Source organism: Halomonas sp. THAF5a (assembly GCF_009363755.1).
GTDB lineage: Bacteria > Pseudomonadota > Gammaproteobacteria > Pseudomonadales > Halomonadaceae > Halomonas.
The window spans coordinates 2,588,839-2,615,237 of sequence record NZ_CP045417.1; the positions used below are offsets into that span (position 1 = coordinate 2,588,839).

General features: G+C 67.5%; 21 protein-coding genes. 6 read left to right on the forward strand and 15 right to left on the reverse strand.

What is annotated here, in order from left to right; all coding sequences use genetic code 11:
- Positions 1-3: 3 nt before the first annotated feature.
- The 5 genes from rng to FIU83_RS11725 all read right to left on the reverse strand — a co-directional run bounded on the left by rng (position 4) and on the right by FIU83_RS11725 (position 4,666).
- A complete protein-coding gene (gene rng / locus FIU83_RS11705) occupies positions 4-1,467 on the reverse strand; it encodes a ribonuclease G (protein WP_152484209.1) in 1,464 nt (487 codons plus the stop codon).
- Positions 1,468-1,550: 83 nt separating this feature from the next.
- Positions 1,551-2,135 carry a nucleoside triphosphate pyrophosphatase gene (locus FIU83_RS11710; protein ID WP_152484210.1) on the reverse strand — a complete coding sequence of 195 codons (585 nt, stop codon included), beginning with the start codon at positions 2,133-2,135 and terminating at the stop codon, positions 1,551-1,553.
- 58 nt (positions 2,136-2,193) lie between these two features.
- Positions 2,194-2,682 (reverse strand): rod shape-determining protein MreD, encoded by a 489-nt coding sequence (mreD, locus tag FIU83_RS11715; RefSeq protein WP_152484211.1) that lies wholly within the window; start codon positions 2,680-2,682, stop codon positions 2,194-2,196.
- Positions 2,682-3,596 carry a rod shape-determining protein MreC gene (gene mreC, locus FIU83_RS11720; protein WP_301538580.1) on the reverse strand — a complete coding sequence of 305 codons (915 nt, stop codon included), beginning with the start codon at positions 3,594-3,596 and terminating at the stop codon, positions 2,682-2,684. The genes mreD and mreC overlap by 1 nt, the downstream gene beginning before the upstream one ends.
- A 32-nt stretch (positions 3,597-3,628) precedes the next feature.
- On the reverse strand, positions 3,629-4,666 hold the full coding sequence (locus tag FIU83_RS11725; RefSeq protein ID WP_089846023.1) for a rod shape-determining protein: 1,038 nt from the start codon (positions 4,664-4,666) through the stop codon (positions 3,629-3,631).
- 180 nt (positions 4,667-4,846) lie between these two features.
- Between FIU83_RS11725 and gatC the strand changes: the two genes are divergently transcribed.
- Genes gatC through gatB form a run of 3 tightly spaced genes read left to right on the forward strand, consistent with a single transcriptional unit; the run spans position 4,847 to position 8,100 of the window.
- On the forward strand, positions 4,847-5,134 hold the full coding sequence (gatC, locus tag FIU83_RS11730; RefSeq protein WP_108446774.1) for an Asp-tRNA(Asn)/Glu-tRNA(Gln) amidotransferase subunit GatC: 288 nt from the start codon (positions 4,847-4,849) through the stop codon (positions 5,132-5,134).
- A gap of 51 nt (positions 5,135-5,185) precedes the next feature.
- A complete protein-coding gene (gene gatA / locus FIU83_RS11735; RefSeq protein WP_152484213.1) occupies positions 5,186-6,646 on the forward strand; it encodes an Asp-tRNA(Asn)/Glu-tRNA(Gln) amidotransferase subunit GatA in 1,461 nt (486 codons plus the stop codon).
- Positions 6,646-8,100, forward strand: a complete 1,455-nt coding sequence (gatB, locus tag FIU83_RS11740; RefSeq protein ID WP_152484214.1) for an Asp-tRNA(Asn)/Glu-tRNA(Gln) amidotransferase subunit GatB — start codon at positions 6,646-6,648, stop codon at positions 8,098-8,100. The genes gatA and gatB overlap by 1 nt, the downstream gene beginning before the upstream one ends.
- Positions 8,101-8,225: 125 nt before the next feature.
- Here gatB and FIU83_RS11745 read toward each other — a convergent pair whose 3' ends face one another.
- Positions 8,226-8,396, reverse strand: coding sequence for a DUF6435 family protein (locus FIU83_RS11745; protein ID WP_152484215.1), 171 nt, complete (start codon positions 8,394-8,396; stop codon positions 8,226-8,228).
- A 676-nt stretch (positions 8,397-9,072) separates the two neighbouring features.
- Here FIU83_RS11745 and FIU83_RS11750 point away from each other — a divergent pair.
- Positions 9,073-10,101, forward strand: a complete 1,029-nt coding sequence (locus tag FIU83_RS11750) for a LacI family DNA-binding transcriptional regulator (protein WP_152484216.1) — start codon at positions 9,073-9,075, stop codon at positions 10,099-10,101.
- A 112-nt stretch (positions 10,102-10,213) separates the two neighbouring features.
- On the opposite strand, the gene FIU83_RS11755 is transcribed toward FIU83_RS11750, so the two are convergent.
- From FIU83_RS11755 to FIU83_RS11775, 5 genes are all read right to left on the reverse strand, one after another.
- Complete coding sequence (locus FIU83_RS11755) at positions 10,214-11,251, reverse strand: hypothetical protein (RefSeq protein ID WP_152484217.1); 1,038 nt, start codon at positions 11,249-11,251, stop codon at positions 10,214-10,216.
- Positions 11,252-11,332: 81 nt separating this feature from the next.
- On the reverse strand, positions 11,333-12,784 hold the full coding sequence (locus FIU83_RS11760; protein WP_152484218.1) for a sodium:solute symporter: 1,452 nt from the start codon (positions 12,782-12,784) through the stop codon (positions 11,333-11,335).
- A 651-nt stretch (positions 12,785-13,435) separates the two neighbouring features.
- Complete coding sequence (locus tag FIU83_RS11765; protein ID WP_152484219.1) at positions 13,436-13,990, reverse strand: glycine zipper 2TM domain-containing protein; 555 nt, start codon at positions 13,988-13,990, stop codon at positions 13,436-13,438.
- 135 nt (positions 13,991-14,125) lie between these two features.
- Positions 14,126-15,061: a methylenetetrahydrofolate reductase gene (locus FIU83_RS11770; RefSeq protein ID WP_152484220.1), complete on the reverse strand. Its 936-nt coding sequence runs from the start codon at positions 15,059-15,061 to the stop codon at positions 14,126-14,128.
- Between the two features lie 3 nt (positions 15,062-15,064).
- Entirely contained in the window at positions 15,065-16,261 is a 1,197-nt protein-coding gene (locus FIU83_RS11775; RefSeq protein ID WP_152484221.1) for a glycine cleavage T C-terminal barrel domain-containing protein, read from the reverse strand.
- A gap of 290 nt (positions 16,262-16,551) precedes the next feature.
- On the opposite strand from FIU83_RS11775, the gene FIU83_RS11780 reads away from it, so the two are divergent.
- Entirely contained in the window at positions 16,552-19,119 is a 2,568-nt protein-coding gene (locus FIU83_RS11780; RefSeq protein ID WP_152484222.1) for an FAD-dependent oxidoreductase, read from the forward strand.
- Positions 19,120-19,155: 36 nt separating this feature from the next.
- Here the strand turns inward: FIU83_RS11780 and FIU83_RS11785 are convergent, their stop codons facing one another.
- Positions 19,156-20,205, reverse strand: a complete 1,050-nt coding sequence (locus FIU83_RS11785) for a GlxA family transcriptional regulator (protein WP_152484223.1) — start codon at positions 20,203-20,205, stop codon at positions 19,156-19,158.
- A gap of 281 nt (positions 20,206-20,486) precedes the next feature.
- Here FIU83_RS11785 and FIU83_RS11790 point away from each other — a divergent pair, with 281 nt between their 5' ends.
- A complete protein-coding gene (locus tag FIU83_RS11790; protein WP_253939460.1) occupies positions 20,487-22,220 on the forward strand; it encodes a formate--tetrahydrofolate ligase in 1,734 nt (577 codons plus the stop codon).
- Between the two features lie 120 nt (positions 22,221-22,340).
- Here FIU83_RS11790 and FIU83_RS11795 read toward each other — a convergent pair whose 3' ends face one another.
- From FIU83_RS11795 to FIU83_RS11805, 3 genes are all read right to left on the reverse strand, one after another.
- On the reverse strand, positions 22,341-23,486 hold the full coding sequence (locus FIU83_RS11795; RefSeq protein ID WP_152484224.1) for an iron-containing alcohol dehydrogenase: 1,146 nt from the start codon (positions 23,484-23,486) through the stop codon (positions 22,341-22,343).
- 67 nt (positions 23,487-23,553) lie between these two features.
- A complete protein-coding gene (locus FIU83_RS11800; protein ID WP_152484225.1) occupies positions 23,554-24,936 on the reverse strand; it encodes an aldehyde dehydrogenase family protein in 1,383 nt (460 codons plus the stop codon).
- A 35-nt stretch (positions 24,937-24,971) separates the two neighbouring features.
- Positions 24,972-26,351: a glutamine synthetase family protein gene (locus FIU83_RS11805; protein ID WP_152484226.1), complete on the reverse strand. Its 1,380-nt coding sequence runs from the start codon at positions 26,349-26,351 to the stop codon at positions 24,972-24,974.
- Positions 26,352-26,399 lie beyond the last annotated feature (48 nt).

Genomic DNA, 26,399 nt, shown 5'->3' on the forward strand with positions numbered 1-26,399 from the left:
GGCTCACATCAGCACGATGTCGTACTGCTCCTGGGAGTAGTGGGTCTCGACCTGGAAGCGGATGGTCTTGCCGATGAACTCCTCGAGGTCGGCCACGGCGGCGGACTCCTCGTCGAGCAGCCGGTCGACCACCGACTGGGAGGCCAGCACCGCGTAGGTCTCGGCATTGTAGGCCCGCTCCTCGCGCAGGATCTCGCGGAAGATCTCGTAGCAGACCGACTCGGGCGTCTTCAGGGTGCCCCGCCCGGCGCAGGTCGGGCAGGCCTCGCAGAGCGTCTGCTCGAGGCTCTCCCGGGTACGCTTGCGGGTCAGCTGGACGAGCCCCAGCTCGGTGACGCCGGTGCACTTGGTCTTGGCGTGGTCGCGCTCCAGCGACTTCTCGAGCATGCGCAGCACCTGGCGCTGGTGCTCGGGCTCGTCCATGTCGATGAAGTCGATGATGATGATGCCGCCGAGGTTCCTGAGGCGCAGCTGGCGGGCGATGGCGGTGGCGGCCTCGAGGTTGGTCTTGAAGATCGTCTCCTCGAGGTTGCGGTGCCCCACGTAGCCGCCGGTATTGACGTCGATGGTGGTCATCGCCTCGGTGGGATCGATGACCAGATAGCCGCCGGACTTCAGCTGCACCTTGCGCCCCAGCGCCTTCTGGATCTCGTCCTCGACGCTGAACAGGTCGAAGATCGGACGCTCGCCGGCGTAGTGCTCGATGCGCTCCGCCGCCGCGGGCATGAACTCCTTGGCGAACTCGATCAGCTTGACGTAGTTCTCCCGGGAGTCGATGCGCACCTTCTCGATATCGTCACGCATCACGTCGCGCAGGGTGCGCATGAACAGCGGCAGGTCGTCGTAGACCACGCTGGGCGCCGCCGCCGTCACCTGGCGCTCGCCGACCCGGCGCCACAGGCGCAGCAGGAAGTGCATGTCGGCGGAGAGCTCCTCCAGGGTGACGCCCTCGGCGGCGGTGCGCACGATGAAGCCGCCGGTGACCTCCAGCTGCTGCTCGCCCGCCGCCGCCTCGACCAGGCCCCGCAGCCGCTCGCGCTCGGCCTCGTCCTCGATTCGCTGGGAGACCCCGTGATGGGGCGAGTCGGGCATGTAGACCAGGTAGCGCGACGGCACCGACAGGTGGGTGGTCAGTCGCGCGCCCTTGGAGCCGATGGGGTCCTTGGTGACCTGCACCACCAGGGCCTGCCCCTCGTGGAGCAGCTGGGCGATGGAGACCTGCTCGTCGGCCGGCGTGCCCGGCGGCATCACCTCGTGGGCGTGGATGAAGGCGGCGCGGTCGATGCCGATGTCGATGAAGGCCGCCTGCATCCCCGGCAGCACCCGCACCACCTTGCCCTTGTAGATATTGCCGACGATGCCGCGTCGCCGGGCCCGCTCGATGAAGGCTTCCTGCAGCACGCCGTTCTCGACGACGGCGACCCGGGTCTCCATCGGTGTCAGGTTGATGAGTACTTCACCGCTCATGCGGATATCCTTGTCCGAAAAGATCTGGCGCCATTATGACATAGCGCGCCGCGCCGTCCCGTGCCGCGATCAACGCCCCGGCACTAGGCCATATACCAAAGCGGCACGCCCTGGCGGGCGAGCAGGTTGGCGGTCTCGTAGAGCGGCAGCCCCACCACCGCCGAGTGGCTGCCCTCGATGTGCTCGACGAAGACCGCGGCCAGGCCCTGGATGGCGTAGCCGCCGGCCTTGTCGGCGGGCTCGCCGGTGGCCCAGTAGGCGGCGAGCTCGGCCTCCGTGATCGCGCGCATGAAGACCCGGGTGGTCACGCAGGCACTCAGCACGCCGGCGGGACCGGTGACCGCCACCCCGGTCAACACCTCGTGGCGACGACCGGAGAGCGAGCGCAGCATCGCCAGGGCCTGCTCGCGGTCCGCCGGCTTGCCGAGGATCTCGCCGTCACGCACCACGGCGGTGTCCGAGCCCAGGGTCGGCAGGTCGCTCAACCGCGCGCCGGCGAGTGCCTTCTCCCGGGCCAGGCGCACCACATAGTCGGCCGCCGGCTCCGAGGGCCGCGGCGTCTCGTCGAGGTCCACCGGGCGCACGTCCACCGTCACGCCGATCGAGGCGAGCAGGTCGCGACGGCGCGGGGAGGCCGAGGCCAGGCAGAGCACGGGGTCGTCGGTCATGGCGGCTCCAGGTCGGATGGACGAAGAAAGGGCGAAGGAAACAGTGGGCAACGCGAGGTCAGTCGCGGGCGTGCCGACGGCCCAGCGCCTCGAACAGGGTGGTGAGCCAGGGCCAGAGCAGCGCCCCGATCAGCGCGGGCAGCAGGAAGGAGAGGTGCATCAGGAAGGGCCCGAACAGGGTGCGCAACCACTGCTCGGCCAGCTGGACCGTGCCCAGCAGCACGAAGATCAGCACCGCCTGCTGGACCAGCGAATAGGCCCGGAAGCGCGAATAGACCAGCGCGCAGAGGAAGGCCAGCAGCGACAGCAGCAGCGCGTTCTGACCGAGCGGCGCGCCCTCGATCAGGTCCACCAGAAGGCCCAGCACGAAGCCGTGCAGGACGCCGACCCGCAGGGGCTCGCGCATGCACCAGTAGATCAGCATCAGGCCGAGCCAGTCGGGGCGCCATACCTGCCAGCCGTCGGCCAGCGGCATCACCTGCAGGCAGAGCGACAGCAGCAGCGTGAACCAGACCCACAGCAGGTTGGCGGGCGGGGACGTGGCCATCAGCGCGTCTCCTCGTTGGCCGGGGCTCCACCCACGGCCCGCGCCGCCTCGAGGGCCGGGGCGGCGAGTTCGCCCTCGGAGGGCGCGACGGGCCTGGCGGGGGGAAAGAGCAGCAGGAAGTGGCGCGAGCGCTGCAGCTGGGCGACGGGCGCGGCGGTGACCCGGGCGAAGGGCTCGCCCGGGTCGTGGATCACCGAGGAGACCCGCGCCACCGGATAGCCCGCCGGGAAGCGCCCGCCCAGCCCCGAGGTGGTCAGCAGGTCGCCCTCGCGGATGTCGGCCGTGTCCGGCGCGTGCTGGACGTTGAGGGCATCGTAGCTGCCCACCCCCTGGACGACGAAGCGCAGGCCGTTGCGATTGATCTGCACCGGCAGGGCGTGGCTGGCATCGGCCAGCAGCAGCACCCGACTGGAATAGGCTGAGGTCGCGGTGATCTGGCCGACCAGTCCCGAGGCGTCGAGCACCGGCTGGCCCACGTAGACGCCGTCGCGGCGGCCACGATCGATCACCATCTGATGGGTGAAGGGGTCGGGGTCCAGGGACAGCAGCTCGGCGGTGATGTAGGGGATGTCGCGCTCCCGGGTCGCCGCGAGCAGCTCGCGCAGCCGCACGTTCTCGGCCGTGAGGCTGGCCATGCGCTGCACCCGATGCGAGAGCGTCAGGATCTGCTCGCGGAGCCGGCGGTTCTCGTCGACCAGGGCGCGCTGCTCGGAGAGTGCCAGCGCCCCCCAGTTGAGGACGTCGCTGGGCAGGCTGACCACCCACTGGATCGGCGCCACCAGGGTCGACAGCTGGGCCCGGACGGGCTCCATGCGCGTGAAGCGCGCGTCGGCAAACATCAGGGCCGCGGCCAGCATCGCACACAGCAGCATGCGATAGCCCGGCAGCGGTCCGTGCGAGAACAGCGGTTTAATGAGCGACCCCCTGCATCAGGCCAGCGCCTCCGTCAGTCGCTGGAGAGCAGCTCGAAGGTGTGCTGGTCGATCATCTCCAGGGCCTTGCCGCCGCCCCGGGCCACGCAGGTCAGCGGGTCTTCGGCGACGATCACCGGCAGGCCGGTCTCCTCGGCGATCAGCTTGTCGAGGTCGCGCAGCAGGGCGCCGCCGCCGGTCAGCACCAGGCCGCGCTCGGCGATGTCGGAGGCGAGCTCGGGGGGCGACTGCTCCAGGGCGCTCTTCACCGCGGCAACGATGGACCCCAGGGTCTCCTGGAGGGCATCGAGGATCTCGTGGGAGTTGAGCGTGAAGCTGCGCGGGATGCCCTCGGCGAGGTTGCGACCCCGCACGTCGATCTCGCGCAGCTCGCCGCCGGGGTAGGCGCAGCCGATCTCCTCCTTGATGCGCTCCGCGGTGGCCTCGCCGATCAGGCTGCCGTAGTGGCGGCGCACGTAGGCGATGATCGCCTCGTCGAAGCGGTCGCCGCCGACGCGGATCGACTCAGAGTAGACCACGCCGTTGAGCGAGATGATGGCGATCTCGCTGGTACCGCCGCCGATGTCGACGACCATCGAGCCCTGGGCCTCCTCCACCGGCAGGCCGGCGCCGATGGCCGCGGCCATCGGCTCCTCGATCAGGAACACCTCGCGGGCCCCTGCGCCCTCGGCGGACTCCTTGATGGCGCGCCGCTCGACCTGGGTCGACATGCAGGGCACGCAGACCAGTACCCGGGGGCTGGGCGTCAGGAAGGTGCTCTGATGGACCTTGCGGATGAAGTACTGGAGCATCTGCTCGGTGACGGTGAAGTCGGCGATCACGCCGTCCTTCATCGGGCGAATGGCGGTGATGTTGCCGGGGGTCCGACCGAGCATGCGCTTGGCATCGGCACCCACCGCCGCCACGCTGCGCATGTTGCCGGACTGGCGAATCGCCACGACCGACGGTTCATCGAGGACGATGCCGCGGCCGCGGACATAAATCAGCGTATTGGCCGTCCCCAGGTCGATCGATAGATCGCTGGAAAACAGCCCCCTCAAGCGTTTGAACATGGAGTCGTTACCTAGTGCAGTCCGGGAACCCTGTGCGGACGCAAACGGTATCACCGAGCCCCCCCAGCAGCAAGCGGAACCCCTCGGTTCGCGGGCGTTCCTGGGCCTGCCAGCCAGGCGGCGGATGTGGTACCTTCTGCGGTCATTTCCATGACCCACCCCTCTCGAGGACACCCGATCATGGCGCTTGAACACGCAGACGTTCTCAGGGCCGCCCATCTGGCACGGCTCGGCCTGAACGACGACGAGGCCGCCCACTACCTGGACGACCTGGGCCGCATCCTGGCGATGGTCGACCAGCTCCAGACCCTGGACACCGAGGGCGTCGCTCCCCTGGCCCACCCCCTGGAGACCACCCAGCGGCTGCGCGCCGACGAGGTCACCGAGCCCGACCAGCGCGAGACCTTCCAGCGCTGCGCCCCCGCCGTGGAGCAGGGGCTCTACCTGGTTCCCCGGGTCGTCGAATGATCCGCGTCTCCCCCATCCGTTACCGGCAAGCCATCACGGAGCCCAGGGCCCATGCATGACAAGACACTGACGGAACTCGCCGCCAGCCTCGCGGCCGGCGAGTTCTCCAGCCGCGAGCTCACCGAGAGCCTGCTCGCGCGCATCGAGCGCCTCGACGGCGAGATCAACAGCTTTATCACCGTGACCCCGGAGCAGGCGCTGGCCGCCGCCGATGCCGCCGACGCGGCCCGCGCCCGGGGCGAGGCCGGCCCGCTCACCGGACTGCCACTGGCGCTCAAGGACATCTTCTGCACCACCGGCGTGAAGACCAGCGCCGGCTCGAAGATGCTCGACAACTTCGTGGCGCCCTACGACGCCACCGTGGTCGAGCGGCTCAATGCCGCCGGCGCCGTGAGCCTGGGCAAGACCAACATGGACGAGTTCGCCATGGGCTCGTCCAACGAGAACAGCTTTTTCGGGCCGGTGAAGAATCCCTGGGACACCGCGGCGGTGCCCGGCGGCTCCTCCGGCGGCAGCGCCGCCGCCGTGGCCGCGGGTCTGGTGCCCGCCACCCTGGGCACCGACACCGGCGGCTCGATCCGCCAGCCGGCCGCCTTCTGCGGCATCACCGGCCTGAAGCCTACCTACGGGCGCGTCTCGCGCTACGGCATCATCGCCTACGCCTCGAGCCTCGACCAGGCGGGCCCCATGGCGCGCACGGCCGAGGACTGCGCCCACCTGCTCGGCGCCATCGCCGGCCATGACCTGCGCGACTCCACCAGCGTGGCGCGCGGCGTGCCGGACTACACCGCCGAGCTCGACGCGCCCCTCGCGGGACTCAAGATCGGCCTGCCGACCGAGTACTTCGGCGAGGGCCTCGACCCCGAGGTCGAGAGCGCCGTGCGCGAGGCGATCCGCGTCTACGAGTCGCTGGGTGCCACGGTGCGCGAGGTGAGCCTGCCGCACACCCACTTCGCCATCCCCGCCTACTACGTCATCGCCCCGGCGGAGGCTTCCTCCAACCTGGCGCGCTACGACGGCGTGCGCTTCGGCCACCGCTGCGAGGCCCCCACCGACCTCACCGACCTCTACCTGCGCAGCCGCGCCGAGGGCTTCGGCGAGGAGGTCAAGCGGCGCATCCTGATGGGCACCCACACCCTCTCCGAGGGCTTCTTCGACGCCTACTACAAGAAGGCCCAGCAGGTGCGCCGGCTGATCCGCCAGGACTTCCTCGACGCCTTCGACGAGGTCGACGTGCTGATGGGCCCGGCCTCGCCGACCCCGGCCTTCGACCTGGGGGCGAAGAAGGATCCGGTCTCGATGTACCTGCAGGACATCTACACCATCGCCATCAACCTGGCGGGCATCCCCGGCATCAGCGTGCCGGCCGGCTTCGCCGGCGGCCGCCCGGTGGGCCTGCAGGTCCTCGGCACCCACTTCGCCGAGGCGCGGCTGCTCAACGTCGCCCACCAGTTCCAGCAGGCCACCGACTGGCACCTGCATCGTCCCGCTCTCGCCGAGGAGTCCCTGTGATGCAATGGGAAACCGTGATCGGGCTGGAGGTCCACGTCCAGCTCGCCACCCGTTCCAAGATCTTCTCCGGCGCCTCGACCGCCTTCGGCGCCGAGCCCAACAGCCAGGCCTGCGCCGTCGACCTGGGCATGCCCGGCGTGCTGCCGGTGCTCAACGAGGCCGCCGTGGCCATGGCCGTGCAGTTCGGCCTGGGCATCCACGCCGAGATCCCCGAGGTCTCGGTGTTCGACCGCAAGAACTACTTCTACCCGGACCTGCCCAAGGGCTACCAGACCAGCCAGATGTATCACCCCATCGTCGGCCCCGGCGAGGTGGAGATCACCCTGGATGACGGCAGCACCAAGGCCATCCGGGTCCACCACGCCCACCTCGAGGAGGACGCCGGCAAGTCGCTCCACGAGGACTTTCACGGCATGACCGGCATCGACCTGAACCGCGCCGGCACGCCGCTGCTCGAGATCGTCTCCGAGCCGGACATGCGCTCGGCCAAGGAGGCCGCGGCCTACCTCAAGGCGATCCACTCCATCGTCACCTACCTCGGCATCAGCGACGGCAACATGGCCGAAGGCTCGATGCGCTGCGACGTCAACGTCTCGGTACGCCCCAAGGGCCAGGCCGAGTTCGGGACCCGCGCCGAGATCAAGAACGTCAACTCCTTCCGCTTCGTCGAGCGGGCCATCGCCTTCGAGGTGGAGCGCCAGATCGAGCTGCTCGAGGATGGCGGCGAGGTGGTCCAGGAGACCCGCCTCTTTGATCCCGAGCGCGACGAGACCCGCAGCATGCGCACCAAGGAGGAAGCCAACGACTACCGCTACTTCCCCTGCCCTGACCTGCTGCCGGTGGTGCTCGACCAGGCCTACGTCGATCACCTGCGCGACAACCTGCCGGAGCTGCCCGCCGACAAGCGCGCCCGCTTCCAGGACGCGCTGGGACTCTCCGCCTACGACGCCGGCGTGCTCTCGGCGAGCCGCGAGATGGCCGAGTTCTTCGAGCGGGTCAAGGACGTCTGCGGGGATGCCAAGCTGGCCGCCAACTGGGTCCAGGGCGAGCTTTCCGGCGCCCTGAACCGCGAGGGCCTGCCGATCCAGAACAGCCCCGTCTCGGCCGACCAGCTGGGCGAGCTGGTCGCCCGGGTGAAGGACGAGACCATCAACGGCAAGGCCGCCAAGCAGGTCTTCCAGGCGCTGTGGAACGGCGAGGGCGAGAGCGCCGACGCCATCATCGAGGCCAAGGGCCTCAAGCAGGTCACCGACACCGGCGCCATCGAGGCGATGATCGACCAGGTGATCGCGGACAGCCCCGCCCAGGTGGCCCAGTACCGCGACGCCGAGCCCGACAAGCGCGGCAAGATGATCGGCTACTTCGTCGGCCAGGTGATGAAGGCCTCACGAGGCACCGCCAACCCCCAGCAGGTCAACGCCCTGCTCAAGGAAAAGCTCGACGCCCTGTGCTGAGCATCGGGGCGGGCCTCGCGCCCGCCCCTCGATTCAGCGACCGGAGCCACGGCAGACAGCGTCGACGCATGGCGGCGAGCCCCACCGCGACCGCCACCCCGCCGCGTACCCTCCGAGCCGACGGCTCAGGCCTGCTTCAGTTTCTCGATCTCCTCACGCAGCGCTTCCGCCTCCTCGGTCAGCGAGGCGTTGGCCCGCATGTCGCCGTTTCGGGCGGCCAGCATCGCCTGCTCGAGCTTCTCCTCGTACTGCTTCTGAAGCTTCTTCTGCGGGTCGGTCTTGAAGAGTCCGAACATGGGTCTGTCTCCTGTTGGCAGGTTTCCAACCAGCCTACGCCATATCCTATACAAACTCTATACAGAATTATCATTCTGCATTAACCCTTATGACGCCCCCTCCCCCTCTGGTCGGACGCGACTGCCGGCGCCTGGACGCTCCCCAGCTAAGCCCTCTGCCGGGATTCGGCGTCTGCCCATGGCGTAGACGCCTTCCCCCTCACTGCCCCCGACGGGAAATGATCATCGATCCGCCTAGCGATATTCCTCGTGCCGCACGGAGTGACCGGCCCCACACCTTCCCTAAGACCTGGGCCCTTTCCGCAAGCTGACTGCGCGCGGCCATTCGGCGAAAGCATCGTCATAAGGGACTCATTCACGCGCTGTGAACGCCGTCTTTTCGCTGATGATATCCTTGCCTGACCCTCGTTCGCCGACTTTCAGACACCGCCCAGAGCCACCTCGAGCGTCTCGACTTTTGACAACCCGCCCCTGCCTTGAGACTATCCTATGCAAAATTTTGCATAAAAGCGGCGCCTGATATAACCATAGGCAGTCACCCCATCGAGGATCGGCTTAGCAGATCGCAAGGCTCGCGCACCGGCCGGCAGGGAAAAAGTCCTGGCGTCCATCACTTCCCCGATGTCGGCTTAGTAACGGCGCACTACCGCCACCCTATCATCGACTGGTGTGAACGATGGAAAAACCCAAGAGAGCAGGTGTCAGGGAAGTCGCCAAGCTGGCCGGCGTGTCCGTTGCAACGGTCTCTCGGGCACTCAACACCCCAAATAAAGTGTCGGACACCACGGTCGAGAGAGTACGCAAGGCCGCCGACCATCTCAATTTCATACCCAACAGCTCGGCCAGGGCGCTCTCCAGCAGCCGAACCAGGTCGATCGGCATCGTGATCCCGACGCTGGAAAACCTGACATTCGCTAAGTTCATTGATGCGCTTGAAAGCGCCTTGTCAGCAAAAGATTACAACCTGGTCGTCTCTACCACACAAAAGGGAAAAATCCCCGAGAGCGAAAAAATAAGGAGGCTGGTCAACATCGGCGTAGAGGCCTTGATCCTCCCCGGCGCGAGCCATAGCAAGGAAAGCATCGATTACCTGAAAAAACTATCGATCCCATGTATCTACAGCAGCATCTACAGCCAGAGCCCATCGTCGACCACCATCGGGTATGACAACTACAACCTGGCGAAAGAACTGGCCAGGCACCTGATTGACCTAGGGCATGAACGCATTGCCATCCTGTCGGGCCAGATTGACAACAATGACAGGGCTCATCTTCGCTACCAGGGCGCGCGAGCTGAAATCGACAAGCTCACCTCTTCGGATAGCCGACTCGATCGGTTTGTCGATATATCGACGAGTGCGGCACACCAAGCAGTCACTCTGCTTTATGACCATGAGAAGGCATGCCTCAGAAACAACATCACAGCGCTACTCTGCCTCAGTGATGTCCTGGCCATCGGCGCCCTGTTTTCCCTCGAGAAGTTAGGCTTGCACGTTCCCGACGATGTCTCCGTGGTAGGCTTCGATAACATCGAGATGTCGGAGTTTACCAACCCGCCATTGACGACCATTGATCTTCCCGTACACGATATGGGCACGAAGATTGCTGATGAAATCATTGCCCACCTGGAAACCGGCAAAGCCATCAACTCACAGCTGTTAGAGGCACAGTTGATCATCCGCGAGAGTTCTGGACCGGCATGCTGAATCGAGCATGCTCCTCCATCAACGACCGGGTCATCCGCCCCCATCGCGCAATGCTTACTCCGGCTGGATGGCGCTGCCAGACCCTGCTTCGATACAGTGTTCAGGCACCGTATCAATCCCCCCATGAAGGCCCATAGACGGGCTGTAACCACGCACGTTTCAGGGAGTTGGACGGTGACTCTGCCTGAAACCTGATATATTTCCAATTGCCCTGCAGCGTAAAGTCCCACTCGCTGCTTACATCCGATGCTTTCTCTCGCCGCAACGCAAATTCTGAGCCATTTTCCTCGTAGACCACAGCGCTCCACTTTACCCCTTCGTCGGCGTTCAGATGAAAGCGATACCGTTCCCCATCAAACTGCATCTCCAGGGGGCTCTCACCAAGTGTTACCCCTGTGCTCGCATAAAAGTTTCCCTTCCTGATGTTATCGACGATATCTTTTCCATTCTTGCGACTGAAGACCATCAGATAGCCCAGCGGGGAAAAGTTTTCATACACATAGGCTTCCCGATAAAACTCGTCGTTGCCGGCAAAGCCGAAACACCGGTACCCGCGACACAGCAGATCATCCCAGCACGGCTCGCTGAAGTCCGGGGAGTAACGCCTTGCCCCCAGGTGCTCTTCCAGGACGGAAAGTCCATTGTATACTTCTATTCCCAGCACATTGAGATCGGAAAGTCGTTCACAGGGATCAAGAAGTGCAGAACGAATACGGGGCCACTCCCCTCCCGCTCGTGGCCTCGTGCTCTCGAAGAAACATGGATGGCAACAGATGGACACCCCCCCCTTTCCTCCAACCGTCAAGACATGCAGGTATTTCGCGGCCTCCCCTTGAAAATATCCACCCTCGTAACCCCCATTGTCTATCGTATCGTTCTGCAGCTCTCGCCCGGGGATAATAACGATATCCTCTCGCTCCTCACCCTGCGAAAAGGTATCGATCGACTCTATATATGGGTGAACCGACGTACAGATGAAGTCAAAGCAAAAGGGTTCCAGCCTCGACCTTTCGATAACCCACTCCCTCTCTCCACCATGATCCCTGTCCATGGAAATATCATCATGAAAATCTTCATCCGTATGCACATGAATATTGCCTTTCAGCCATCTTTCCTCGCCATGGCATGATGTCTCTACGCTGTGCTTCATGACCACCTCGATAAAGGCCGACAGCCGGAGAACAGCCGTCGACCCACTACGATTATCAATTAAAGAAGAGAGATACCACTCTTACACCGCGTCAGTAGCATCGGAGAAGGAAGGAGAAACTTGCTCTTGTCTTCCTGACCAGTAAAACGCTCTCACATCCTCTCTGACTCCATGCTCACTCATCAGGCTCACGACCAGAAGCGAAAGAAAAGAGATGATGAAACCAGGGTAAGCGGGGTCGATACTATCAACAAACAGAGGCCATACTGCCGTTGTGCTGAGAGCCAGCGCCATACTGGCGATACAGCCTTTCGAGGTCACACGCTTCCAGAACATGACGGCGAGGAAGGGGAAGATCAGTGTCGTGGCTGAAATCCTGAGAGCCCACTGGTACATGGAAATGATATCGGTCATCAAGAATGCCACGCCTAGTGACAGCAAGGATATGACAACCACACTAATCCTTGCGGAACGCATTTTCTGGGCTTCCGTCGCATTCTTGTTGACAAAATTACCGTACAGGTCATGTGCCAGGTTGGAGCTTCCCTGGAGGATATAGGAGTCCGCCCCGGTCATGAGCGCCGACATCAGGCCCACGACCACCAGCCCGCCAAGCGCCGGATGCAGCAACTCCATGGTGACAAAGGAGAACACGAGATCCGGGGAAGTTTCCAGGGGGACAAATTGCCGAGCCAGGACACCAATGCAGTAGGGAAGGAAGGAGATGACGATCACGATCCCAAAGCCGCTGACGCCAGCCCTGATCGCCACATCTTCTGTTTTCGATGCAAAGATCCGTTGCCAGGTAGACTGCCAAACGAGGTAGAAGGGAGCAACCGTCAAGGCGAATGTCACGACCTCCCAGGTCTTACCAGAAGGAATAGGGACCAGATACTCTCGATCCGTATTTATCAGGGCTGCATCTATACCGCCAGCATACTGGACAGCAAAATAGGCCAGGACGACGATGCCAGCTATGACGATGACGCTCTGTAATGCGTCGGTCACGATCGTGGCCTCGAGGCCACCCAAGATCGTGAACCCTAGGATCAGGGCGAAAGACAGTAATATTGCAAGGTCGAGCTCAACTCCGAACACGACATTGAAAACCGTGCTCATCCCGACCATTTGCAATGCGGTCGCAGGCACCGAATAGACAAAGGCAGAAAAGATGGATGGCAACAGGCCGGCGCGGCGCCCAAACCTACGTGAAAAGAGATCGGCCAGTGTGTACAGCTTCTGCCGTCTCAAGGGACGGCTGAAAAAGACGATCAGCAACAGGCTGACAAAGATTCCCGGCAGAGCGAACATGAAATAGCCGGAAACCCCTTTGGAAAACCCCATTCCGACCCACCCAATAAAGGCAGCAGCACCACACCAAGTGCTGATAATCGTGCCGGTGATCTTCCAGTAGCTCATGTTCCAGCCAGCGATCAGGTAGGCATCGGAAGTTTTTACCTTGAGAAAGTAATATCCCCCTATCAAGAACATGAAAGAAAAATACACCACGGTGTATGTGTAATACCATTCCATAGCGACTCCAGATATCTTTCTATATTGTTTGCAAGCTGGATGTAACCGGTTACACGAAAACAGAATAGCCCACAATCCCGCCTTGTCAAAACCTTTTTCCTCTTCCTCCGCTGGAGTCGGCTACAACGGTGATGAGCGGATATCGTTAATGCAAGGCATCACTCAATTAAACGGGGCTAAGGGGCAGCCCCTGGAGACGGCCGGCGCCGCGAACGTCGAAGGCTTCGCGAAAAGACACCCTCCACCATGTCCGTCAGCCCCTTGCTTCGGGCGCGCGGGTGGCACGGCGAGCGAAGGACATGACGGCCCTCGGGAAAGGGGTCGCCCTGCGAGGCGGGCAGTGTGTAGAGAGGCTGCCGGCAGCCCCCTGCCGGCGCCGAAGAGGAGAAACAAGGCGGAACCGGAGAGGGTCGAGATCATCGTGGACGATACGCAGGTCGCCCACAGGCCAACCGCAAGGACCGCGTCCGGGCCGGACAGCCGCCTATCGACGAGGCGGCACGGGAAAGTTCTCGCCCTCGGGTGGCAAGCGTCATCCAAGGGCGGCGAGCCATACCGTCAGGCTTCGCCTGCCCTGCCTGACACGACCGCGCCCCGGTCATCTCTGGCCGGGGCGCGGTCGTGTCGGAGAGTGGCGCGGGGAAACGGCGCTCAGGTCTCCCGGGAGGCGACGGCGTCCCACTGGGGCCGCCCCTCCTCGAGCAGCACCCGGTCGCCCTGGGGCCGGTGATCCAGGCGGGTGGTCTGCACCGCCTCGCCGTGACGCCAGGTCACCTCGTAGCCCGTGGTCTCCTCACGGGTATCGACCACCGTCTCGCACTGCCGCTGGGTGGTGGTGGTCGTCTGGCCGGCTTCGACGCGACGCTGCACCTCACGGCCCGCCAGGCCCCCGCCGATGGCGCCCGCCACGGTGGCAATCTTCTTGCCGCTGCCGCCGCCCACCTGGTTGCCCAGCAGGCCACCGACGATGGCACCGGCCGCCGTGCCGACGACGCTGTGCGGATCGCGGGTCGGCGCCTGCTGCTGCACGACCACGTCCCGGCACACCTCCCGCGGGGTCTCCACGGTGCGGGTCAGGGTCTCGACGTTGGTGATCTGGGCGTACTCGGGCCCCCGCTGCGCGTCCTGGACCTGCCAGGCCCCGAGGGCGATGCCGCCCAGGCCCAGCACGGCCAGGGTGGAGCCCACCACGATCGACTTGCTCATGTTCACCTCCTGGAGGACGCGGCTGCGCCTCATGACGGTCACCGGGAGATGCGTGACGAAAAAAAGGTGCGATGGCGAGGGCGCCTCCTGCGTCCCCGCGGATCGTCCCAGTATAGGGGGCCGATGCACCGGACTTCAGCCCCTCCCCGCAGGTTTCACAATCCCTGCCCCGCTGTCGGCAGACGACGACAGCACAGGCACGATCGCCTGGCCAGCGCAGTGGCGTGCACAGAGCGCCTCCAGCCAGGCACGGCTCGGGCCGACCTGGTTGAAGGAGTAGACGTGAAGGCCGGCGAACCCGCCGGGGTCGTTCAGCGACGGCCAGAGCCCGTGCAGCAGCGCCTCGGGGCGGTACACGGCCGGGCGCAGCAGCCGCCCGAGCAGCCCCCGCTGGCGACCCAGCGCCCGGGTCGAGGGTCCGAGGCCGATGCGCAGGGCCACGGAGAGCAGCCGGGCATGGGCGATCACGCCGGGAATCCCCGCATAGACCGGCAGCGATAGTCCCCCGGCGCGCTGACGGCGCAACCAGTCGAGCAGCGGCGCCGACTCGAAGCACATCTGGGTGACCGCGTAGTCGGCGAGCCGTGCCTTGGCATCGAGGTCACGCTGCAGCAGCCCGGCCTCGAGCTGCCCGTGCCCTTCCGGATAGGCCGGCACACCGAGCCGCGCCGGCCGGCCGGGAAGCCGTGACAGGGCCTCGAGCAGCGCCAGGCCGTCGGCATAGTCGCCCGCCGGCCGGGGGGCATCGCCGCCCACCACGAAAGCCTCGTCGATCCCGGCGGCCGCCAGACGCCCCGTGATCCCCTCCAGGTGAGCGTGGTCGCGCACCAGGCGGGCGGCGAGGTGAGGCACCGTGCAGAAGCCCTCCCGGGCGAGCCACTCCGCCGCCTCGAGGGTCCGCTCGATGCCGTGACGCGGCGAGCAGGTCACCGTGACCCAGGCCCCGGGGGGGAGCTGGTGGGCGGCCTCGGCCAGGGTCGACAGGGGCAGCAGCTCGTAGCGCGGCCGGGCCAGGGCCAGGCACCCCCGGCACCGCTCCTCCGGGGGCGTGGCACGGCACAGGTTGTTCATGGGTCAGCCCTTGGGGATGTCCTTGCGCGGATCGTGGAACGGCTTTTGCACCACCACCGCCTCCTGCATGCCGGTATTGGCCTCGATGCGCAGCGGCGTGCCGAGCTCGGCGTGGGAGATCGGCACCATGGCGTAGCCGATGTTGCGCTCCTGGCGCGGTGAGCGAGTGGCCGAGGTCACCTTGCCGATCAGCGCCCCGCTGCTGTCATGGACGGGGAAGACGTCGACCATCGAGCCGTCGGTGAAATAGCCGATGCTCGGGCCGTCGATCTCCACGCCCACCAGCTTGCGCGAGACCCCTTCGGCCTTGATGCGCTCCAGGGCCGCGCGGCCGACGAAGTCGTCATCGCCGCGCAGGTCGACCATCCAGTCGTAGCCCATGCCCACCTCGAAGGGGTTGGTGTCGTACCAGATGTCGCAGCCGAAGGCGAGGATCCCGCCCTCGATGCGGCGGATGTGGCAGGGGCCGATCACCTGCATGCCGTGGGGCCGTCCCGCCTCGAAGACCCGCTGCCAGAGGGCCTCGCCATAGCGGGTCGCCTCGCGCAGGTAGATCTCGTAGCCGATCTCGCCGGAGTAGCCGGTCCGCGAGATCACCACCGACATGCCGTCGAGCTCCGCCTCCATCAGGTGGTAGTAGGGCATCTCCAGCACCCGCTCGCCGAACAGGTCGACCATCACCGACTTGGCCAGCGGCCCCTGGACCTGCACCGGCGCCACGTCCACCTCGCGGATGGTGACGTCCAGGCCGGCGTGGTAGGCGAGCCCCTGACACCAGAGCAGCACGTCGCTGTCGGCCAGCGAGAGCCAGAAGCGATTCTCCTCGATGCGCAGCAGCACCGGGTCGTTGATGATGCCGCCGTCATCGGCGGTGACGAAGACGTACTTGCACTGGCCGACCTGGCAGTGGCGCATGTCCCGCGGCACCAGCCGCTGGGTGAAGGTGAAGGCGTCGGGGCCGCTGATCTCGATCTGGCGCTCCACGCCCACGTCCCAGAGGGTGACGCCCTGCACCAGCGCCCAGTACTCGTCGACCGGGTCGGTGTAGAGGCGCGGATGGTAGTGATGGTTGTAGACGCTGTACTTGCGCACCCCGTGGCGCCGGGAAGCGTAGAAGAAGGGCGACTTGCGGATCCGCGGATAGAGCAGGATCTCCGGTGCCGCCTGGGTGTGGTCGAGGCTTTCGATGACCTGGGACATGTTCGTCTCTCCTGTGCTGATGCGAGGCCCTGCCAAGCGGCCTCGTGGCGGATGCCGAAAGGCCGTTCATGCCCTCGAAGCTAGTCCCCCGCGCCTGCGGCCACGCCGCCAGCGGCGACGGGCACTTTGGTCCCAGCGACACGCGGCGCCGCTTTTCCCGCCCCGCCGACGGCGCGCGCTCGAGGCTGGTCGCCGCGGGACAAGAACCGGTCGGCCAGAGCAAACGGGCGGCGGCGGCCTGTCTTATGGTGAAGCCAACGGCGGCGAGCCATCGGCAGTGGAGAACGGCCATGACGACACTTCCCAAGCACGCAGACGCGGTGATCATCGGCCAGGGCGGCATCGTCGGCGCCTCGGTGGCCCACCACCTGATCGAACAGGGCTGGACGAACCTGGTGGGGCTCGAGAAGTCCGCCATCCCCTCGGACATCGGCTCGACCTCCCACGCCTCGGACTTCTGCTACATGACCGCCCACGACAAGATGTCGTGCTATACCACCACCTACAGCCGGGCGTTCTACGAGCGCCGGGGGCATTACCAGCGGGTGGGCGGGCTCGAGATCGCCCGGGTCGGCGACGAGGCGCGGCTGGCGGAGCTCAAGCGCAAGGTCGCCTCGGGCAAGGCCTTCGGCACCCGCGCGAGGATGATCGGCCCGGACGAGGTCGTCGAGCGCTTCCCGCTGCTCGAGCGCTCGCTGGTGTTGGGCGGTCTCTGGGATCCGGACGCCGGGCTGGTGGTGCCCCGCTCGCAGCGGGTCGCCGGCGAGCTGATCGAGGAGGCGGTGGCCTCGGGCCACCTCCAGGCCTTCGCCGACACCCCGGCCATCGACATCGACGTCGAGGCGGGCCGAGTACGCGGCGTCATGACGGCCCGCGGCTATATCGCCACCCCGGTGGTGATCGTCACCTCGGGGATCTGGGGACCGATCCCCGCGGCCATGGCCGGCGTCAGCCTGCCGCTGATGCCGGTGGAACACCCACTGATGTTCTTCGGCCCCTTCGACGCCTTCGCCGGCACCGGGCTCGAGATCGGCTACCCGCTGCTGCGCGACCAGGGCAACTCGGCCTACCTGCGCGACACCGGCGACCCCCGGAGCACCGAGGGCGGACAGCTCGAGTGGGGCTACTACGAGCCCGCCTCGCCGCGCCTGGTCGCCCCCACCGACATCCTCGAGCGCGGCGAGGCCAGGCTCTCCCCCTCCATGCGCGACCTGGAGATCGACCAGGTGATGGCGGCCTTCGAGCGGGCCATCGAGCTGACCCCGGTGCTCGGCGAGCTGGGCTGGGACGAGAAGCACTCCTTCAACGGCCTGCTCTCGGTCACCTCGGACGGCGGCTCGCTGGTCGGCGAGGCGCCGGAGACCCGCGGCCTGTGGCTCTGCGAGGCGGTCTGGGTCAAGGACGGCCCCGGCATGGGCAAGGTGCTGGCCGACTGGATCACCCAGGGCCGGCCGGCCCTGGATCCCCACGGCATCGACATCGCCCGCTTCTACCCGGTGCAGAAGACGCCCCACCACGTCCTCGGGCGCTGCCGGGAGATCGCCCAGAAGATCTACGACCCGCCGGTGCATCCGCGCGAGCCCTTCGCGAGCGGCCGCAACCTGCGCCGCAGCCCCTTCTGGCCCCGGGAGGAGGCCCTCGGCGGCCACTTCATGGAGGTGGCGGGCTGGGAGCGCGCCCACGGCTACGGCGCCAACGAGGCGCTGCTGGAGCGCTACGGCGACCGCGTGCCCGAGCGCCCCGACGAGTGGGACGCCCGCCACTTCTGGCGCGTCTCCAACGCCGAGCACCTCGCCCTGAGCGAGGGCGTGGGCATGATCAACCTCTCCCACTTCGCCATCTTCGATATCAGCGGCCCCGACGCCGAGGCGCTGCTGGAGTACCTGTCGGTGGCGCGGGTGGGCGGCGAGACACCGCTCGGCAAGGGGATCTACACCCACTTCCTCGACGCGGCCGGCGGCGTGCACTCGGACCTCACCATCGTGCGCCTCGCCGCGGACGCCTTCCGGGTGATGTGCGGCGGCGACACCGGCCATCGAGACCTCATGTGGATGACCCGGATGGCCGAGGAGCGTCGGCTGACGAACCTGCACGTCGAGGACCGCACCGACGGCCTGGCCACCCTGGGGCTCTGGGGCCCGGAGGCGCGGCGCACCCTGCAGGCGCTCGCCGACGACCCCGCGGCCCTGGAGGACAGCGCCTTCCCCTTCGCCACGGCCCGCGAGATCCGGGTGCGGGGGATGCCGATCTGGGCCTTTCGCATCTCCTACGTCGGCGAGCTGGGCTGGGAGCTTTACCTGCCGTTCAGCTACGGGCTGACCCTCTGGGACCTGCTCTTCGAGCAGGGCGTGACGCCGGTCGGCATCGAGACCTACGCCAACAGCCGGCGCCTCGAGAAGAGCCTGCGCCTGCAGAACGTCGACCTGCTGACCGAGTACAACCTCGTCGAGGCGGGCCTGGCGCGCCCCAGGGTCAAGCCGGTGGAGTTCCACGGCAAGGCGGCCTACCTGGCCCAGCGCGAACGCCACCAGCAGCCGGCCTACCTCTGCACCCTGACCATGACGGCGCACCACGACGCCCGGGGCGTGGCCCGCTACCCGGTGGGCCACTCGCCGATCCTCGACCCACAGAGCGGCGAGGTGCTGGTGGATGCCCTGGGCCGCCGCTCCTACGTGACCAGCATCGCCTACGGTCCGTCGGTTCAGAAGATCATCGCCCTGAGCTACCTGCCGGTCTCCCACGCCCGGGTCGGCCAGGTGCTGACCATGGAGTACTTCGGCGAGCACTATCCGCTGAGCGTCGAGGCGGTGGGTTACCGCGCCCTCTACGACCCGGACAACCTGCGCCCCCGAGGCTGACCCGGCGCGGCCGGGGGCCCGACGCGCCCCCGGCCATCACGCCTCCTCGACCCGCGGCGCGTCGGGGCGGGCCTCATCCGATGCGGCCTCTCGCTCACAGCGCCGCGAGCGCTCCCGACTCGGCGAGTGGCCGAAGCGGTCGTGATAGCACTTGGTGAAGTGCGGGGGCGAGATGAAGCCGCAGGCCAGGGCCACGTCGGTGATCGGCATGTGGGTCTGGCGCAGCAGCAGCCGCGCGCGCAGCAGGCGCAGCTCCATGTAGTACTTCAGCGGCGGGCAGCCCACGTAGCGCTGGAAGAGGCGTTCCACCTGGCGACGCGAGAGGTCGGCATAGCGGGCCAGCTCGTCGAGGGAGAGCGGCTCCTGCAGGTTGGCCTCCATCAGGGTCGCCAGCTCCTCGAGCTTGGGATGGGTACGGCCCAGGCGCACCCGCAGCGGGGTCCGCTGGCGATCGCCCACCTCGCGGATCCGCTCGTGGATGAACTCCTCGGCGATCGCCTCGGCCAGCGCCAGGCCCTGCTGCCGGCCGATCAGGGTCAGCATCATGTCCAGGGGCGCGACGCCGCCGGAGCAGGTGAAGCGGTCGCGGTCGATGACGAAGAGCTGCGGCGTGAAGGTCACGGCGGGAAACAGCAGCGCCTCGTGGATGCTCGAGATGTGCTCCCAGTGCAGGGTGCAGCTGTAGCCGTCGAGCACCCCGGCCTGGGCGAGCACGTAGCCCCCGGTGCAGACCCCGCCCAGCGGGATGCGGCGCCGGGCCAGCCGGCGCAGCCAGGCGAGGGTATCCCGGTCGCAGCAATCCTGGACGTCGACACCGGCGCACACCAGCACCAGGTCCAGCGACAGGCCGTCCTCCATGGCGCAATCCACCGCCACCTCCAGGCCGCTGCTGCTGCGCACGGGACTGCCGTCGCGACTCACCAGGTGCCAGGTGTAGAGGCGTCGGTCGGCGAGGTGGTTGGCCATGCGCAGAGGCTCCAGCGCCGAGGAGAAGGCCAGCAGGGAGAACCCCGGCAGCAGGACGAAGCCGAAGTCGTGGTGCTCCTCGTTCGCGGCATGCGGGGTCGCGGAATGCCGGGCTTCCATCGCTCGCCCTCCTCACCATGATCGCCTACTTGGACTCTAGTCGGAGTCTCGTCCGCGCAACAGCGCCGCGACTTTCGCCTCGACGACCCGCCCTTTGCCGATAGCGCCGTCCACCGCGCGGCGCGGCCCGTCGAACGGGCGCGTCGTGTCGCTGAGACCAAGCCCGCGGGCGCCGGTGGGCAAGTCCGCGACGTGGCGGGCACGAATACTGTGGCTATCGGCGATCGACGCAGTCGACGCCCCGGTGGCCGACCCGGGTAGATGATTCAGGAGGCGTGGCGATGACGAGCCAACCGCAGGACCTCGACCGGGCCCAGGCCCGGATGCCCGACAACCTCACGATCGCCCGGGAAGCGCGGCTGTGGCCCATCGAGGAGATCGCCCACCGCCTCGGCGTGCCCGGCGAGACGGTGGAGCCCTACGGGCGGGGCATCGCCAAGCTGGACCTCGCCGCCGCGGACGCCCTGGCCGAGCGCCCCCGGGCGCGCTACGTGCTGGTCTCGGCGATCACCCCCACGCCGCTGGGCGAGGGCAAGACCACCACCGCCATCGGCCTCGTTCAGGGCCTCCAGCAGCTCGGCCGCAACGCCACGGTCACCCTGCGCCAGCCGTCGCTTGGCCCGACGCTGGGGATCAAGGGCGGCGCCGCCGGTGGGGGCTACAGCCAGGTGGTGCCCATGGAGCGCATCAACCTGCACCTGACCGGCGATATCCATGCGGTCTCCGCCGCCCACAACCTGCTGGCGGCGATGATCGACAACCATCTCTTCCACCGCCTGCCTCCCGACCTGGACCCGCAGACGATCACCTGGCCGCGGGTGATGGACATCAACGATCGGGCGCTGCGCCACGTCGTCACGGGCCTCGGCCCGCCCGCCGACGGTCTCCCCCGCCAGGGCGGCTTCGAGATCACCGCGGCCTCCGAGGTGATGGCGATCCTCGCCCTGGCGACCTCGCTCGACGACCTGCGCCACCGCCTGGGACGCATCCGGATCGGCACGACCCCCGACGGCGAGCCGGTCACCGCCGAGGAGATCGGCGCGGCCGGGGCCATGGCCGTGCTGCTCAAGGAGGCGATCAAGCCCAACCTGCTGCAGACCCTCGAGCACGCGCCGGCGCTGATCCATGCCGGCCCGTTCGGCAACATCGCCCACGGCAACTCCTCGATCGTCGCCGACCGCATCGGCCTGCACGGCAGCGACTACCTGGTCACCGAGGCGGGCTTCGGAGCCGACATGGGGGCGGAGCGCTTCTTCAACATCAAGTGCCGCGCCTCGGGCATGGCGCCGGATGCCGCGGTGCTGGTGGTGACGGTGCGCGCCCTGAAGTTTCACTCCGGGCGCTACGCCGTGACGCCCGGCCGGCCGCTGCCCGCGGCGATGCTGGCGGAAAGCCCCGAGGACGTGCGCGCGGGGGGTGCCAACCTGGTCAAGCAGATCGACAACCTGCGCGCCCACGGCGTCACCCCGGTGGTGGCGATCAACGCCTTCCCCGCCGACCATGCCAGCGAGCACGCGGCGATCCGGGACATCGCCGAGGCCGCCGGGGTGCGGGCCGCGGTCTCGACCCATGTGCGCGACGGAGGCATCGGGGCGCTGGAGCTGGCCCAGGCCGTCGAGGAGGCCGCCGAGGCCGGCAGCGACTTCCACCTGCTCTACCCCGACGAGCTGGCCCTGGACGCCAAGATCGCGCGCATCGCCACCCGCCTCTACGGCGCCGAGGACGTCGCCTTCAGCGCCGAGGCCCGCCGCCAGATCGAGCGCTACCAGGCGCAGGGCCAGGGCCACCTGCCGGTGTGCATCGCCAAGACCCACCTGTCGCTGTCGTCGGACCCGAGCCTTCGCGGCGCCCCCACCGGCTGGACCCTGCCGGTGCGCGAAGTGCGCCTCTCCGCCGGGGCGGGCTTCGTCTACGCCCTGTGCGGCGAGATGCGCACCATGCCAGGGCTCGGCCGGGATCCCGCCGCCGCGCACCTCAACATCGACGAGCACGGCGAGATCACCGGGCTGTTCTAGCAGGCGCTGCGAGTGGACCTCCCACCGGGACGTGCGACGAGGAGGTGCCACTAGAGAGGAGAACATCGGGAGGGCATCGGGAGGCGGAGGTCCGCCTCCCGGAGGCCCGCCTCCCGATGATCACAGGCAGCGGTGGAACAGCGTCCGGAGGTCCTCGACGGTCAGCGGCACCGGGTTGCCGCCGCAGCTGGGGTCCTGGATGGCCATCTCGGCCAGCTCGTCGATGCGCTCGGCGGTGAGGCCGAGCTCGGCGAGGGTGCGCGGGATGCCCATGCGATCGTTGAGGTCCTGCACGAAGGCCTGGAAGCCCGCGAAGCCCCCCTCGATGCCGAGGTAGGCGGCCGCGCTGTCGAAACGCTCGCGGATCGCCTCGGCATTGAAGGCAAGCACCGCCGGCATGCAGATCGCGTTGGTGGTGCCGTGGTGGGCGTTGTAGACCGCGCCGATGGGGTGGCTCATCGCATGGATGGCGCCAAGCCCCTTCTGGAAGGCGGTGGAGCCCATCATCGCCGCGCTCATCATGTGCGACCGGGCCTCGAGGTCGGTGCCGTCGGCGTAGGCGCGGGGCAGGTACTCCTTGACCAGCCGCATGCCCTCCAGGGCGATGCCCTGGCTCATCGGATGGTAGTGGGGGCTCGAGAACGCCTCCACGCAGTGGGCGAAGGCATCGAGCCCGGTGCCGGCGGTGATCGCCCGGGGCATGCCCATCGTCAGCTCGGGATCGCAGAGCACCGCCCGGGGCAGCACCCTGGGGTGGAAGATGATCTTCTTCTCGTGGGTCTCGGCGTTGGTGATGACGCTGGCCCGCCCCACCTCCGAGCCGGTCCCGGCGGTGGTGGGCACCGCGACGATGGGGGCGATCGCCTCGGCATCGGCCCGGGTCCACCAGTCGCCGATGTCCTCGAAGTCCCACACCGGCCGCGTCTGGCCCGACATGAAGGCGACCATCTTGCCCAGATCCAGCCCCGAGCCGCCGCCGAAGGCGATCACGCCGTCGTGGCCGCCCGACCGGAAGGCCGCGACGCCCGCCGCCAGGTTGCGCTCGTTGGGGTTGGGATCGACCTCGGCGAAGAGCGCGCGACCCAGCCCCGCGGCCTCGAGGACGTCCAGCGCGGCGGCAGTGATCGGCAGGTCGGCAAGCCCCCGGTCGGTCACCAGCAGCGGCCGCGCCATGCCCGCCTCGGCACAGGCGTCGGGCAGCTCCGCGAGGCGCCCCGCGCCGAAGCGGATGGCGGTGGGATAGGTCCAGTTGCCGGTCAGCGTCATGTCGTCACCCTCTTCCACGTGTCGTTGTTGTCGTCAATCCGTTGTCGTCAATCCGTTGTCGTTGTCTTCAGCGTGCTGGTTTCTTCAAGTAGTAGGACTTGGGCCGCGTCAGGTTGTGGTAGCCGATCACCGAGAGGCTGCCGCCGCGCCCCGTCTCCTTGCAGCCGGTCCAGCACAGGCCCGGGTCGAGGTAGTCGGCGCGGTTCATGAACACGGTGCCGGTCTCGATCCGGTCGCCGACGCGCTCGGCGCGCGCGAGATCGGCGGTCCAGAGGCTCGCCGTCAGGCCGAAGCGGCTGTCGTTCATCAGCCGGATCGCCTCCTCGTCGCCGCTCACCCGCATGATGCCGACCACCGGGCCGAAGCTCTCGTCGCGCATCACGCGCATCTCGTGGGTCACCTCGGTGAGGATCTGCGGGGTCAGGTAGGCGCCGCCATCGTCGGCGGGCTTGCGGGCGACGTGGGCCCGGGCGCCGGCGGCCAGGGCCTCGTCGATCTGGGCGCGCACCTCGGCGGCGAAGCGCACATGGGCCATCGGCCCGATGTCCGTGCCGGGGTCCAGCGGGTCACCCAGGGTGTAGGCCTCGACCACCGCCACGGCCCGCTCGACGAAGGCCTCATACAGGGACTCGTGCACGTAGATCCGCTCGATCCCGCAGCAGCACTGCCCGGAGTTGAACATCGCGGCGTCGACCAGGGTCGCGACGGCGGCGTCGAGATCGGCATCCTCCATGACGTAGCCCGGGTCCTTGCCGCCGAGCTCCAGGCCCAGCCCGGTGAAGGTGCCGGCCGCCGCCTCTTCCATGGCGCGCCCGCCGCCCACGGAGCCGGTGAAGTTGACGAAGTCGAAGGCGCGCTCGGCGATCAGGGCGGAGGTGGTGTCATGGTCGAGGAAGACGTTCTGGAACACCGCCTCGGGCACGCCGGCGGCATGGAAGGCGCGCGCCATGCGTTCGCCCACCAGCAGGGTCTGGGTGGCGTGCTTGAGCAGCACGCTGTTGCCGGCGATCAGCGCCGGGGCCACGCAGTTGATGGCCGTCATGTAGGGGTAGTTCCAGGGCGCCACCACTAGCACCACGCCGTGGGGCACGCGCTTGATGTAGCGCTTGACGGTGGCGTCCTCGCCCACCGCGATATCGGCCAGCGCCTCCTCGGCGATGGCCGCCATGTGGCCGCCGCGCTCCTCGACGCCGCCGAACTCGCCGCCGTAGCGCACCGGACGGCCCATCATCCGCGCCAGCTCCGGCACCACCTCGTCGTTCATCGCCCCGAGCGCGGCGATGCCGGCGCGCACCAGGTCGATGCGCTCCTGAAGGGGCCGGTCGGCCCAGTCGCGCTGCGCCGCGCGCGCCCGGTCGGCGGCCTGCCGAGCGGCCTCGGTCGAGAGCGCGTCGCGCTCGGCAAACACCGACCCGTCGATCGGCGAGATACATCTCAGCGTATGACCCATGGTCCTCTCCTGTTGCTGCCCGCTCGTCGCCGGCGTCATGAGCGCTCGAAGCCGCGCGCCACCTCGTAGTCGGTGACCACCCGGGCGAAGTCCTCGAGCTCCACCTCGGCGGCTCGGGCGTAGTGATCGATCACCGCGTCGCCCATGGCCTCGCGAAGCATGGTCGACCCGACGAGGGCCTCCCGGGCATCGCGCAGGCTCTGCGGAATCAGCCCCGACGCCCCCTCGTAGGTATCGCCCTCGGCGGGCGGCGGCAGCGCCAGCCGCTCCTCGATGCCCTTGAGGCCGGCGGCCAGCTGCCCGGCCATGGCCAGGTAGGGGTTCAGGTCCGAGCCGCCGATGCGGCACTCGATGCGCACCGCGCGGGAGCCCTCGGCGCAGAGACGAAAGCCCGCGGTGCGGTTGTCCACCGACCAGACCGTGCGGGTGGGCGCGAAGGACCCCTTCTGGAAGCGCTTGTAGCTGTTGACGTAGGGGGCGAGGAAGTAGGTGATGTCGGGCGCGTACTTCAGGAGCCCGGCCAGGTAGTGCTGCATCAGCGGCGACATGCCGCGCGGCTCGGCGTCGTCGAAGAAGGCCGGCGCGCCCTCTCGCCACAACGACTGGTGGATATGGGTAGAGCTGCCGGAGTGGTCGTGGTGCCATTTCGGCATGAAGGTCACCGCCCGCCCCTGCTGCCAGGCGACCTCCTTGGTCGCATGCTTGGCGATGGTGTGGTAGTCCGCGGTGTCCAGCGCCCCGGCATAGCGGATGTTGAGCTCCTCCTGCCCCGCTCCGGCCTCTCCCTTGGTGCCCTCCACGGGAATGCCCGCCGCATGCAGGTGGTTGCGCAGCGGGCGCAGCACGTGCTCCTCCTTGGCGGTCTGGAAGAGGTGATAGTCCTCGTTGTAGCCGCTGATCGGCTGCAGGTCGCGAAACCCCTCCTTGCGCAGCTCGTCGATGGGCTTCTCGAACAGGAAGAATTCCAGCTCGGTGGCCATGATCGCCTCGAGCCCCAGTCGCTGCAGGCGCTCGAGCTGCCGCTTGAGGATGGCCCGCGGCGCGTGGGGTACCGGCTCATGGGTGTGGTGGTCCAGCACGTCGCAGAGCGCCATGACCGTGCCCTCGAGCCAGGGCACGGGCCTGAGCGTCGCCAGGTCCGGCTTCATGATGTAGTCGCCGTAGCCCGCCCGCCAGGAGGTGCTGGCGTAGCCGTCGGGCGTCTCCATCTCGAGGTCGGTGGCCAGCAGGTAGTTGCAGCAGTGCGTCTCCTGCCAGCCGTGCTCCACGAAGTGACGCGCGTGGAGTCGCTTGCCCATCAGCCGTCCCTGCATGTCGACGAGGCACACCAGCACCGTGTCTACCTCGCCGCTGTCTACCTGGGCCCTCAGGGCCTCGAGAGCCGCGAGCGCCTCCCTCTCCAGCGCATTGGTCATATCTCGGCTTCCTTACTCGATCCCGATGACGGGGCCTCGGGCCCCAGT